Annotated in this window: 10 protein-coding genes; 8 read left to right on the forward strand and 2 right to left on the reverse strand. The window is 55.5% G+C overall.

From position 1 onward, the window contains the following. Position 1: 1 nt before the first annotated feature. The 3 genes from tgt (at position 2) to Poly41_RS17495 (ending at position 2,952) form a co-directional block, all read left to right on the forward strand. Entirely contained in the window at positions 2 to 1,126 is a 1,125-nt protein-coding gene (gene tgt, locus Poly41_RS17485; protein WP_146528253.1) for a tRNA guanosine(34) transglycosylase Tgt, read from the forward strand. A gap of 265 nt (positions 1,127 to 1,391) precedes the next feature. Beyond that, the gene (locus Poly41_RS17490; protein ID WP_146528015.1) at positions 1,392 to 2,519 is read left to right on the forward strand and encodes a glycosyltransferase family 4 protein; all 1,128 of its coding nucleotides are present in this window, start codon (positions 1,392 to 1,394) and stop codon (positions 2,517 to 2,519) included. 46 nt (positions 2,520 to 2,565) lie between these two features. Then, positions 2,566 to 2,952 (forward strand): hypothetical protein, encoded by a 387-nt coding sequence (locus Poly41_RS17495; RefSeq protein ID WP_146528016.1) that lies wholly within the window; start codon positions 2,566 to 2,568, stop codon positions 2,950 to 2,952. Positions 2,953 to 2,967: 15 nt separating this feature from the next. On the opposite strand, the gene Poly41_RS17500 is transcribed toward Poly41_RS17495, so the two are convergent. Further along, positions 2,968 to 3,381 (reverse strand): SseB family protein, encoded by a 414-nt coding sequence (locus tag Poly41_RS17500; RefSeq protein ID WP_146528017.1) that lies wholly within the window; start codon positions 3,379 to 3,381, stop codon positions 2,968 to 2,970. 242 nt (positions 3,382 to 3,623) lie between these two features. On the opposite strand from Poly41_RS17500, the gene Poly41_RS17505 reads away from it, so the two are divergent. The 4 genes from Poly41_RS17505 (at position 3,624) to Poly41_RS17520 (ending at position 8,939) form a co-directional block, all read left to right on the forward strand. Continuing rightward, positions 3,624 to 5,021, forward strand: coding sequence for a Gfo/Idh/MocA family protein (locus Poly41_RS17505; RefSeq protein WP_231615739.1), 1,398 nt, complete (start codon positions 3,624 to 3,626; stop codon positions 5,019 to 5,021). A 151-nt stretch (positions 5,022 to 5,172) separates the two neighbouring features. Next, positions 5,173 to 6,474 (forward strand): O-acetylhomoserine aminocarboxypropyltransferase/cysteine synthase family protein, encoded by a 1,302-nt coding sequence (locus tag Poly41_RS17510; RefSeq protein ID WP_146528018.1) that lies wholly within the window; start codon positions 5,173 to 5,175, stop codon positions 6,472 to 6,474. Positions 6,475 to 6,484: 10 nt separating this feature from the next. Then, a complete protein-coding gene (gene metX, locus Poly41_RS17515) occupies positions 6,485 to 8,251 on the forward strand; it encodes a homoserine O-acetyltransferase MetX (RefSeq protein ID WP_146528019.1) in 1,767 nt (588 codons plus the stop codon). Positions 8,252 to 8,363: 112 nt separating this feature from the next. Then, a complete protein-coding gene (locus tag Poly41_RS17520; RefSeq protein WP_146528020.1) occupies positions 8,364 to 8,939 on the forward strand; it encodes a hypothetical protein in 576 nt (191 codons plus the stop codon). Positions 8,940 to 9,075: 136 nt separating this feature from the next. Here the strand turns inward: Poly41_RS17520 and Poly41_RS17525 are convergent, their stop codons facing one another. Continuing rightward, the gene (locus tag Poly41_RS17525) at positions 9,076 to 10,917 is read right to left on the reverse strand and encodes an arylsulfatase (protein WP_197231406.1); all 1,842 of its coding nucleotides are present in this window, start codon (positions 10,915 to 10,917) and stop codon (positions 9,076 to 9,078) included. 144 nt (positions 10,918 to 11,061) lie between these two features. Between Poly41_RS17525 and Poly41_RS17530 the strand changes: the two genes are divergently transcribed. Further along, on the forward strand, positions 11,062 to 13,293 hold the full coding sequence (locus Poly41_RS17530; protein WP_146528021.1) for an NADP-dependent isocitrate dehydrogenase: 2,232 nt from the start codon (positions 11,062 to 11,064) through the stop codon (positions 13,291 to 13,293). Positions 13,294 to 13,382: the final 89 nt, after the last annotated feature.

Below are 13,382 nucleotides of genomic sequence, written 5' to 3' on the forward strand. Positions count from 1 at the left end.
CATGACACATTTTCACTTTTCGCTCCGTCATCACGACGCTGGCACTGCGGCGCGTCGTGGCGAGTTTTCAACGCCTCATGGAACCGTGCAAACGCCCGGTTTTATGCCTGTGGGGACCCAAGGAACGGTCAAAGGAGTGACGATCGATCAGGTCGCCGCCAGCGGGGCGGAAATGATCTTGGGCAACACCTACCACTTGGCACTTCGCCCCGGTCACCAGACGGTGCGGCGATTAGGTGGGCTTCACGGGATGACCGGTTGGAAGGGGCCGATCCTGACCGACAGCGGCGGATTTCAGGTTTTTAGCCTCGAAGCGATTCGAGAAATCAATGAGGAAGCTGCTACGTTCCGAAGCCACATTGACGGTGCCATCATTCGGCTGACGCCCGAGCATAGTATCGAAATCCAAGAATCGCTCGGCAGCGACGTGGCGATGGTTCTCGATCATGTCGTGGCACTGCCGGCGGAGCGACACGAGGTCATCGATGCGATGGAACGATCGATCCGATGGGCTCGGCGCTGCCTCGATGCGGCAACGCGAGAGGACCAGGCTCGCTTTGCGATCGTCCAAGGGGGATTGGACGTTGAGCTACGCCAGCAATGCGCCTCGGAATTGTCGTCGATGGACTTTGAGGGTTTTGCGATTGGCGGGTTGAGCGTAGGCGAGCCGCCACCCGAAATGTATCGCATCACCGAAGCAACCTGCCCCTATTTGCCCGCTGAAAAACCGCGATATCTGATGGGAGTCGGCACTCCGGTGGATCTTCTCGAAAGCGTTGCGCGAGGGGTCGACTTGTTTGATTGCGTCATGCCAACTCGCAATGGACGCAATGCAATGGCGTTCACGGATCAAGGGAAAATTAAAATCCGAAATGCGGTGCATCGCGAAGACATACGTCCTTTGGAAGCATCGTGTCCCTGTTTGGCCTGTCGTCACAGCCGAGGGTACTTGCGGCACTTGTTCGTCGCGAAGGAAATGCTTGGCCCCATCCTGCTTAGCATCCACAACTTGACCTATTACCAACGCTTGATGGCGGGCGTTCGCGAAGCGATCGAACAGGATTTGCTGGGGGAATTCATCGCCAGCAAGAAAGCCGGCTGGGCCTCGTCTCCTTCGTCGTCCTAGGATTCCCGCTGCTCTTGGTTTTTGGGCGAAATCGTTGTTGTGCTGTCCGGCCAGGAGCTCAGCCGGCTCGATTGCCGCAGCCGGATCGGGCCTTCGCGATGCTGGATTCGTCCGAATTTGAATTCCGATCGATCTTCCGACGCGGTGGCCAAATTTGTTACAGCTGCAGCGACGAACCGTAGACACGGTTCATTTCACCATGATGGATCGAGAGGCCTAGGGGGCGAAGTGAAACACCACCGGGCTGCATGTGACGAGGAATTTCATGCGAGTCGTTTTTGAAGGCGCGATTTTCGAGATGTTACCGGTGGGTGGTATCGCGAGGTATTTTACGGACATCATCAACCGATTGCCCGAATCCATCACTCCAATCGTATTGGGCCCCGAAGAGGCCAGCCTCGCTTTTTCCAATCCACACGTCACGTTGAGTGGCGTTCGCACCAAAGCGCCGCTCAAAATGCTGCGGCGTTTTTGGCGAAAAAGCCAACATCGGTTGATCGACCAGCAGATGGACTCGCTCTCGGGCGACCTTCATCACTGGACTTACTATTCCGGACTCTGCCAACGCGAGATCCGGCCTGGGAACGTACAGAATGTGATCACGGTTTATGACTTTATCCATGAGTCCTTTCCTGAACTGGATCCCTCTGGCGCCCATTCCTATTGGAAACGCAAAGCGATTGAGTCGGCAGACCACATTTGCTGTATCTCGCAAACGACCCATGACGATCTTTGCGATCGCTTTCCCGAGGTCGCATCCCGAGCAAGTGTTACGATGCTAGGCAACAGCTTTGTCAACGTCGTGGCCGAACCGGTCACCGGACAATTGGCGAATCGGCCCTACGTTTTGTTTGTGGGTCGCAGAGACAACTACAAAAACTTCCAGACGCTGTGGCATGCTTGGCAGTCGGTTCGATCGCGAGTCCCTGAATTGGCCCTCGTGATCGTGGGGCCACCGATCAAGCGACGTGAAGCGCGTGGCTTAGGCATGAAAGAACAAGAAGAAGGGGTCATTCATCTTGGTGGTGTTAGCGATCCTGTCTTGAAGGGACTCTATCAACACTGTCGTGCGTTTGTGTTTCCCTCGAAGGAAGAGGGGTTTGGGCTGCCCGCCGTGGAAGCCATGGAAAGTGGTGCACCGGTGATCGCTTCGACCTGCCCGGCGCTTCGTGAAGTCCTCGGAAACGTGGGGCATTACTTTGATGCCCACGACGTCGATTCGCTTGCGGATCTTCTCGTTCTTGCAGACCTTGAGCGTCTGCCTCACTGTGAAAAAAAGCTACAATTGGGACTTCAGCGAGCGAGCGAATTGAGTTGGCAAAAGACAGTGGAACAGACGGTTGCGGCCTATCGAACGCTCCGTGGTTCCAGCCCAATCGTTCGAGCCGCGTAGCGCTGCTTCGGGTGCAGACCGTCGCGACCCCACACCAAGGAACACCGTGAACAAGAAACCTCTGAGATCCCTACAGGATGACCCAGACGACGAGCTGCCCGATCAGGCCGGGCCTTCGCAGTCGATCGTGCAGGTGCCTTCCAAACCAGATCAACACCAGATTGCTCAATTCATCACGACGATCAAGAACGCACCGCAACAAGTGGGTGAACACATCATTGCTGCGCTGCAACACGAAAACACCGTTGCTGTCATCACGACGGTAGCGATAGGCCCCGATGGTCAGCAGCGAGTCATCTCTGCTGCACTCAATCCGGCGCGGTTGGAGCAGGTCCAGGAAATCCTGGAAGCTGCTGTGGAAGAACGCGAAGAAGAGGAACCGTGTGTTGGATTTCATTGCCTCGTCAAGCCGAAGCGGTCAACGCCCGGCTGACCAGCACCGGTCGACTCAGTCGGTCGACTCAGTCGGCGACTCGCCAAGCTCAACGATTTCGTTGACGAGCTCCGTATCGATAATGTTCCTCTGTTCGGTCTCTGGATTGAGCAGCAAGCCGAAATCCTCAGGGAGGTATTCCAGCAGCGTTTCGCCATCCACCACAAAACCCTGCACCTCGTCTTCGTCGGTGAACATATCGCCCATCTCTTCAACAAAGATCCCTGCGTTTTCTTCGGAGGTGAAAGCCACCAAGACCTCTTCGCCCTCAATCTCGGCGGTCAGCGCCCCCATGCTTTCATCGTCGTCTTCATCGTCTTCAATGTTGATGAGCACAAATTGAAGCTGGAGCAGTAGCGAACGGATCGTCGACGCGTCGCGATCGTTGATCGCGGCATCCAGAGCAGAAGGGTTCGATTCGGTGGTCATGGATGCACACTCGAGGTTCGGTTTGGGAAAAAGGATTGGCTGATGGGAAAAAGCCAAGTAGCGGGCTTTCTCGACCGATAGTGTACCAGAAGTTAGTTTGCCGTCATCACGCCCTGATTCAGGTAAAACAGGTAAACAGGGGCAGATATGGCACCTATCCGGTTCTTTGATAGACTGGGTTCGCACGCGCGGGGCCACCAAGCCCCTTTCCCACCAAGCTTCCTCCTCAAGGATTCCCACCGATGACCCACCCAAAGATCCCCTTTCAAGCCACGGCACCGACGACAGCGCGGCGGATGTTTCTGAAATCGACCGTTGCGACCGGTGCCGCCGTTTCGGTCCCCTATTTCGGTTCCACCCAATCCTCGTTTGCGGCGGAATCCAAATCGAAAAATGCTAAGATGTCGATCGGGGTGATTGGCGCCGGAGGAATGGCAAACGGGAACATCAACACCGCCAAAGAGTGGTTGGATGTCGTTGCCGTTGCAGATGTGGACGCCAAACACCGAGAGGCGTTTGGCGCAAAATTCAGTGGTGGCAAAGCGGACCTCTACGAAGACTATCGTGCCATTCTGGATCGCGATGACATCGACATCATCCACATTGCAACCCCGGACCATTGGCATACCAAGCCATTGATTGAAGCGATGCTTGCCGGAAAGGACGTCTACTGCGAGAAGCCATTGACCCTCACCATCGACGAGGGCAAAAAGATCCGTGAAGTCCAGAAGAAGACGGGCCGGATTGTTCAGGTGGGGACTCAGCAGCGAAGCACGTTCAATCTGTTCGTCAAGGCGATGGCGCTCGTTGCCGACGGCCGACTCGGCCGGATCCAGCAAGTTCAAGCTGCGATCGGCAGTGGTCCCTCCAGTCCCGAGGTGCCGGTGGCTCCCATTCCGAAAGAGCTGAACTGGGATCGGTGGCTTGGCCCCACTCCCAAGGTCCCGTATCGCTACTTGGCCCAACCAGGCAGTCAACGAGCCAAAACAAACTGTCACTTCGAGTTCCGCTGGTGGTACGACTACTCAGGCGGAAAATTGACCGATTGGGGCGCTCACCATGTCGATATCTGCAACTGGGCGTTGAAATTGAATGGGCAAACCGCAGGACCGCTGTCGATTAGCGGCTCGGCAAAGCATCCGGTTGAATTCCAGGACGGTTATCCGGTCCAGAAGGACCGCTACAACACGACGACCCAGCTTCGTTTCACCGTTAAGTACCCAGGTGATACGGAATTGATTATTCGCAGCGACACGCGTAGCGGCGTCTTGATCACCGGTGACAAAGGACGCATCTTCGTCAGCCGTGGCTCCTTGACCGGCAAGCCCGTCGAAGATTTGGTGAGTCAACCACTGCCCGAGGACGCGATTAGCAAGGTCTACAAGGGCTTGCCGATGGAATTCAACGAGCGGAAAGCCCACTGGGCCAATTTCCTGCATTGTGTCCGTGAGCGAAAAGAACCGATTTCGGACGTCCACAGCCACATGCAAATGCTGAACGTCTGCCATTTGGCTGGGATTTCAGCTCGTTTGGGGCGTGATTTGCAATGGGATGACACCGCGGAGCAAATTGTTGGCGACGACCAAGCCAATCGCTTCTTGTCCCGACCTTACCGCGAAGGCTATGAAATCGAGATGTAGCAGCCCTCACACACCGTGAGAGGTAGCCTATGCTGCCCAAGCCGAATCCCAACGCCGCAGGGTGAGTAGTCGCCATGCGGCGTTTTTTGATTTATGCTCTTTGCCAGAGCGGAACCGCGCTTCTACCCACAACTTTTCTGGAAAATAGCCCATGACTGAAAAATATCGTCCCGCAACCTTAGCCCTTCACGCCGGTCAAGTCCCCGATCCAACGACCAACAGTCGCGCGGTTCCGATCTATGCGACCACCAGCTACACGTTCAACGATACCGATCATGCAGCTGCCCTGTTCGGATTGACCGAATTCGGCAACATCTACAGCCGCTTGATGAACCCCACGGTCGATGTGCTTGAAAAACGGCTTGCAGCGCTCGACGGAGGCGTCACGGGGCTTTGCTTTGCATCGGGCCAAGCCGCGATCACCGCCGCAATTTTGACCATCGCCCATAGCGGTCAGAATATCATCAGCAGCACGTCGCTGTATGGCGGCACCTGGACGCTGTTCACCCAAACGTTCAAAAACCTCGGGATCGAGGTTCGTTTTTTTGACGCGGATCACCCTGAAAAGATTCATGAATTGGCCGACGAGAACACTCGGCTGGTCTACATGGAAAGCATCGGCAATCCCAAGAATGACGTTCCCGATTTCGAAGCGATCACCAAGGCTGCCCATTCGGCGCCACACGGTTCGCTCCCGGTGCTCTGTGACAATACCGTGATGACACCGATGCTGCTTCAGCCGATCAAGCATGGCGTTGACATTGTCGTCTACAGTACAACGAAATTCATCGGAGGGCATGGTACGCACATTGGTGGTGCGATAGTCGATAGCGGCAACTTCAAGTGGGCCGACCAACCGAAGAAATGGCCCGAGTTCTGTGGCCCTTCGCCGTCCTATCACGGGGCGGTGTTCGAGGAGCATCTTCGCGGTATGGGCAACATTGCCTACAACGTCCACATCCGCACCCACTGGCTTCGTGATACGGGTGCGGCGATGAGCCCGTTTGCAGCGTTCCTGTTTTTGCAAGGACTCGAAACACTGCATTTGCGCATGCCACGGCACTGTGAAAATGCATTGAAGGTTGCCCAATTCTTGGAAAGCCACGACAAAGTCGAATGGGTGAACTATCCAGGATTGCCGTCTCATAAGGATCACAGCCGAGCCTTGAAATACTTGCCTGATGGCCAAGGAGCGATTCTGGGGTTCGGCATCAAAGGAGGCGTCGAAGCAGGCAAGCGGTTCATCAACGCATGCGAACTCTGTTCACACTTGGCCAACATCGGCGACGCAAAGACGTTGGTGATCCATCCGGCCAGCACCACGCACCAACAGTTATCGGTAGACGAGCAGAAGCAAACCGGTGTGCTGCCAGAGTACGTTCGCGTTTCCGTAGGATTGGAAGACATCGAGGACATTCTCGATGACTTGAAGCAAGCTTTAGCCAAGGCTTAGTGCCCCTCGAATGTCAGATCCCTTTTCCAGCACAGACGATCTCCGCACGGCTGCTCCGCTGCCCCACGCCCAATCGGTCTTTTTCGAAGGTCCGATTCGATTGGAACTCGGTGGCGAGTTACCGGGGATTCGCTGCGCGTATGAAACTTGGGGAACGCTCAACGAAGAGGCGTCCAACGCCGTCTTGGTTTGCCACGCGATTTCGGGGGATTCGCACGTCGCCCGGCACACGCCGGATGACGCGACCGGCTGGTGGGATCAACTGATCGGCCCGGGAAAGTACATTGACACGGATCGTTTCTTCGTGGTTTGTCCGAATGTCTTGGGTGGATGCCGTGGTTCGACAGGCCCGAGTGATATCGATCCCAGCAGTGGCCCTGAACCGCGGCCCTATGGAGCCAACTTTCCTCGCATCACCATCGGCGACATGGTCGGCGTGCAACGCTTGTTGTCCGAAAAACTTGGCATCAAGAAATGGCGGGCGGTCGTTGGCGGATCCGTTGGAGGACACCAAGCGTTGACATGGGTCTCACGCTACCCCGAGTCGGTGGAGTGTTGTGTGGCCATCGCAACCTCGCCACGTTTGACGTCGCAAGCCCTAGCGTTTGATGTGATTGGTCGCAACGCGATTCAAACCGACCCTTACTTTGCCGGGGGCCAGTACTATGACAAGCCCAACCGCCCGGATACCGGGTTGGCCATCGCTCGGATGCTTGGACATGTGACCTACTTGTCGAGCGAGGCGATGGAGAAGAAATTCGAGCCCGATCGTCATGACCCACGAGAAATCGTTTCCAGTTTTGAACAACGATTCAGCGTCGGCTCCTACTTGGCCCATCAAGGAGAAAAATTTACGACTCGGTTTGATGCGAACAGCTACATCACGTTGTCGATGGCGATGGACCTCTTCGATCTCGGGGCTCACCGGCTGGCACTGATGGAAACCTTCGACGATGCGACTTGTGACTTCTTGATCGTCAGTTTCAGTAGCGATTGGTTATTCACTCCCGGTCAATCTCGGGAAATTGTCGACGCCCTGATGGCGCTCGACAAACGGGTGACCTATGCAGAAATCACTTCAAATGCTGGTCACGATTCCTTCTTGATCGATCAATACATCGAACAGTATGGGCCATTGATTCGGGCGAAATTGGGTTCGATCGACCAAGAAAAGCCTGCCCTGAACGCCGCGGAAGAGTCGATTCTTGAACTGATTCCCGCCACGGCATCCGTATTGGATTTGGGCTGCGGCAGCGGGCGTTTGCTGATGGCACTCAAACAACAACCAGCGCGGCGCGTCGTCGGCGTTGAAGTCGCGCAACAAAAGATCTTAGCAGCGGCGTCCCGTGGGCTTGATGTGATCGACTATGACCTCAACCAAGGGCTTTCTGCCTTTATCGACAAACAGTTCGACGTCGTGGTCCTGAGTGCCACGTTACAAGCGGTCGCTAATGTCGAGTCGTTGTTCGATGAAATGCTGCGAGTGGGTAAGCGCGTGATTGTCAGTTTCGCAAACTTTGCCTACCGCGAGCTGCGCGAAGACTACGTTCGGCGAGGGCGATCTCCACGGGCTCCGGGAGTCTTCGACTACGCATGGTACAATACCCCGAATCGTCGCTTCCCGAGCATTGCAGACGTTCAAGACCTTTGCCAAGCCAAGCATGTCACGATCCATCATTCGATTTTCATTGACACGGCAACCCGAGAACTGATTGATGAACAAGACGACCCCAACCTGAATGCGGATACCGCAATCTTGGTGATAAGCCGCGATTGATTGAATCGGATACGATCATTCACAGACTCAACCGAAATCACCCCTCCATTCAGGCAAGATACTCTTGCAAACCTGCATCGATCGCAACTCATCTTCCTCCGATTGAAATTCGATGTCTGATCCCGAACGTCACAATCGCGTCAACCTTCATCACCATCTTCGCGAAGATATCGTGGTCCTTCTGCCTTACGTCGGGTATCGCAACGGTACCCTCGGTTTCGGTGACGGTTGTATCCTCCGGCGAACCGATACCACGTCAATGGGTGACACCGTGATCCGCATGCTCGAACATTGTGCTGCCGCCGACACAAGCCCGCTCGAGGAACGGCGGAACGTCGCGCTGGAGCGGGCGCGGCGCGGCTTTGATCTCAGTTTCGATGAGCACTTTCCCTCGTTCGGCATACCGGACAACTGGGGGCGCATCTACGAGCAATTTCCGGCACTTCTTTATCACCCCAGGGCTTCCGCTCGAGTCTTTGCCGACGCGGAGATTTCGGATCGCAACGACCCTGACCTGCTGACGATGAGTTACCTACAACTTCGCCGGCAAGATCGGGGCATCTATTCCACGGCGCATTCCGAAACGATCAACCGATCAGCGGGTCCCACTACGATTGGCGAGCTGATCTCCGATCGATTGCAAAGGTGGCGCCCCAAGCCGCGTCTATTGGGTTGGCTTTTTGCTTGACGCATGCTGAAATTGACACGGGCAGCGAGCAAAGTCGCGATTTCCTTGTGGAGTGGGGCACGCGCGGTGGCCGATCTTCACGGCGATGGCCGCGGAAACGTGAAGTAGCTAGCGACGAAGGAGTTGCGTTTCCGAGTCAATCGACGGCGGAATCAACACGCTTGAACATCAGCAAGCGGAAATCCATGACCTGGGTTCCAGGGATTTCGAGGGCACGCAGCGTCAATTGGCCGGGCCCTTGTTCTAACTCCATCGTGCCAAGATTCATTGCTCGAAAATCCTTCACGTACGACTCCATCCGCTCGACGCGGTCATGTTCGGCCCCTCGCAGCGGAGGGTCCTGTGCTTGAGTGATCTGTCCTTCGATGCGACTGCCATTGATGCTAAGCTCAAACCTCGACCCGACATCTTCGGCCGGACAGGTGTAGTACAGAACGACCTCGAAGGTTCCGTCGGCGACCACTTCGGCATTCCACGTGATCGCTTCATCAAGCTGTGTCCAGTGGGTCAGGAATGAGCAATTGGGCCAGCGATTGGAACGCTGGATTCCGCCACTTCCTTCGGCATCACGAGCGGGCATTTGGGTGTATTCGAAATCCGGATGTCCAATCAAGAACGGGCGTGGCTGCTGATTGTTGTTTTTAAACACCTCGTTCTGCCACGCTTTCACGTCCGCTTTCAATTCGCTTGTGAGTTGTGGGTGCTCGGCAGAGACGTCTTGGTCCTGACCGGGATCGGCTGCCAAATCGAATAGTTTTCCCTGATGGTCCAAACGAAATTGCGGTGTCCGAACACTGACGCGATTTCCCCAGTGTGAAAAGATCTTTCGATCAGGCAATGACGTCTGCGTGCCCAGCAAAACGGGCTTCAAGCTCACACCATCCAGTGGCTTTTGGCTGATGATCGGTATGCCGGTCAAATCCGCCAACGTGGGCAACAAGTCAATCGCACCGCCGATCTGAGTCACTTGCGTTCCGGGCTCAATGGCGGCGGGCCAGCGAATCACCATCGGTGACCGAACGCCTCCCTCGTCGGTTGATCCTTTCCGCCCTTTCATCCCACCATTCCAGCGGTTGCTGTTAGGACCGTTGTCACAAAAGTAAAGGACAATCGTGTTCTCTGCGAGTTTGAGTTCGTCCAACTTTTCGAGCAAACGCCCTACATTCCAGTCGATATTTTCACACATCGCCAATGCGGCACGCGTGAAGGGCAACGCTTCCTTTTTCGAATCGCGGTGAAGCATCGTCAGCCCCTTGTCCCGAAACTTGTCCCACCATCGATCCGGTACTTGCATCGGCGTGTGAGGCGTATTGAAGGGTAAGTAGACAAAAAAGGGTTGATCTTGATGCATTTCAATGAACTGCATCGCGTGGTTGGTAAAGTCGTCGGTCAGGTAGCCGTCACCTTGAACGATTTGGCCGTTGTGTTCCAGCATGGGACTGAAGTAGTCTCCCCAATGTCCGCTGCAAAAACCGTAGTACTCATCGAACCCGCGGCCACAGGGATGGTAGGGGTACTGCATCCCGTTATGCCATTTGCCAAACGCCGCAGTCGCATAGCCAGCGGCCTTAAACGTGTCAGCGATGGTGATTTCGTCTAAATTCAAGCGTTCGCCCCCCGAGGAGGTGCTATAGACCTTGCCGCGCGGGTGATAGCGTCCCGTCAAAAACTCGGCACGAGTCGGTGAACAAACGGGACAAACATAAAAGCGATCGAAACTGGCCCCGTCGCGGGCGAGCGAGTCAATCTTCGGAGTGCTCAGGTTGACGTTGCCATTCAGACTGAGATCGCCCCAACCCTGGTCATCACTTAGAATCACAACGACATTGGGCCGCTCAGCGGCACCAAGCATCGCCACCGAAACGAGGGTCAGAAACGCGAACAAGCGAACGAGCGAGGTGGAGCGTTTGGGGGTCGGCATGAAAGTCTTTTTGCGAATCAACGAGGGAAGGATGTAGTAGATCGTGCCCTTAAGCATTGATCATTGTAGCGACGCAGCGGGCGCAGGGGACCACCGCAGCCCCGATGCGGGTTTGCATCCGGGTTCGGTTATTGACATTTTCCTCGGTAATAGCCACCCTTTGGGCGTATTCTTCGCACCCATTTCTCCTGTAGGCTGACCATGTCCGAATCGACCGCGGATCTCATCTATACCCACACCGACGAAGCTCCGGCGTTGGCGACGTTTTCCTGGTTGCCGATCGTCGAGGCGTATGGTGCGACTGCGGGCGTCACCATCGCGACAAAAGACATCTCGTTGGCGGGTCGTATTTTGGCGGCTTTTCCGGAGGCCGCTGGCAGTTCGGCTGTTTCCGACGCCTTGGCCGAACTTGGCGAACGGGTCAAGAACCCCGAAGCCAACATCATCAAACTGCCTAACATTAGCGCGTCGATTCCCCAATTGACTGCGGCGATCCAAGAGCTTCAGTCCCGAGGCTATGCGGTTCCCGACTTCCCCGCTGACCCGAAAACCGATCAGGAAACGCAAACGCGTGCGAAGTACGCCTCGGTGCTTGGCAGTGCGGTGAACCCGGTACTCCGCGAAGGCAATTCGGATCGGCGTGTTGCGACTCCGGTAAAGAAGTACGCCCAAGCTCATCCCCATTCGATGGGCAAGTGGACCGCCGATTGTCCATCGCATGTTGCACACATGACCGAAGGTGATTTTTACGGTTCCGAAAAATCGGCTGTACTTGACGATTCCAGTCCCTTGAAAATCACACTCTCGGGTGATGATGGGAAAGAAATCGTGTTGCGAGAATCGGTTCCGGTTGATGCTGGCGAAGTGGTCGACGCCTCGGTGATGAGCGTCAGCAGTCTGCAAGCGTTTTACAATCGCGAAATCGAAGCCGCTCGCAAAAGTGGTGTGTTGCTGTCACTGCATCTGAAAGCGACCATGATGAAGGTGTCCGATCCGATCCTATTCGGACACGCTGTCAGCGTCTACTTTGCCGACATCTTTACGAAACACGCCGAAACGTTTGAGACACTCGCCGTCGACCCGAAGAACGGAATGGGAGGACTCGAAGCCAAGTTGGCTGGTTTACCGAAGGCAAGGCAAGCCGAGATCCAAGCCGATATCGAGGCCGTCTACCAGCGAGGCCCATCGTTAGCCATGGTGGACTCCGATCGCGGCATCACCAATTTGCATGTACCAAGTGATGTGATCATTGATGCGTCGATGCCGGCAGCGATTCGTTCGTCCGGGATGATGTGGGGGCCGGATGGAAAGTTGCAGCCCACCAAGGCGATCATCCCCGACCGTTGTTACGCAGGCGTTTACCAACAAACCATCGACTTTTGTAAAAAGAACGGCGCCTTTGATGTCACCAAGATGGGGACGGTCAGCAATGTGGGGCTGATGGCCAAGAAAGCGGAGGAATACGGTTCGCACGACAAGACGTTTGAAATCCCTGCAAGCGGTACCGTCCGTGTCACCAACGCAGCCGGAAAGGTGATTTTCGAACATCAGGTCGAAAAAGGGGATGTTTGGCGAATGTGCCAAACCAAGGATGTCGCGATCCGGGACTGGGTCAAACTTGCTGTCGATCGCGCGCGGATCACGGGAACCACGGCGATCTTTTGGCTCGATAAGAATCGTGCCCACGACGCGAATTTGATTGCCAAGGTCGAAAGCTACCTGAAAGACCACGAAACCAGCGGGCTGGACCTTCGGATTCTCGATCCGGTCGCAGCAACACAAGTGACTTGCGAGCGGGCGTCTGAGGGACTGGATACGATCTCGGTGACCGGCAATGTCCTACGAGATTATCTGACCGACTTGTTCCCCATTTTGGAACTGGGGACGAGTGCAAAAATGTTGTCGATCGTCCCACTGCTTGCGGGAGGCGGTTTGTATGAAACCGGCGCGGGAGGCTCCGCTCCAAAACATGTCCAGCAATTTGTTAGCGAAGGCCATTTGCGATGGGATTCGCTTGGCGAATTCCTTGCCTTGGCGGTCTCCCTGGAAGACCTGGGGCGCAAGAAAAGCAATCCGAAGATTGACGTCCTGGCTAAAGCTCTCGAAACGGCTACGGAACGTTTTCTACAGAACGACAAGTCACCATCACGAAAAGTGGGGGAGATTGACACACGAGGCAGCCATTTTTATCTGGCGATGTACTGGGCCCGTGCACTGGCAGATCAAACGATCGACTCGGAGCTCTCGAACACTTTCACGCCCGTCGCTAAGGCAATGGAAGAACAAGAACCGACGATTGTTGACGAATTGGCAGCGGCACAAGGCAAGGCCGTGGATCTTGGCGGCTACTATTTTCCCGACCAAGAAAAGACATCCGCCGCAATGCGCCCGAGCAAAACGTTGAACAAAATCTTGGCCCAGCTCACAGCGTGAACACCCTCTGCGGAGTCGCGGCCACCCTCAAATCAAGGTGTGACCGACCACGAGACATGCGAGCGTCCCGTTCGCGGCTTGACGAAATC

Source organism: Novipirellula artificiosorum (assembly GCF_007860135.1).
GTDB classification, from domain to species: Bacteria; Planctomycetota; Planctomycetia; order Pirellulales; family Pirellulaceae; genus Novipirellula_A; species Novipirellula_A artificiosorum.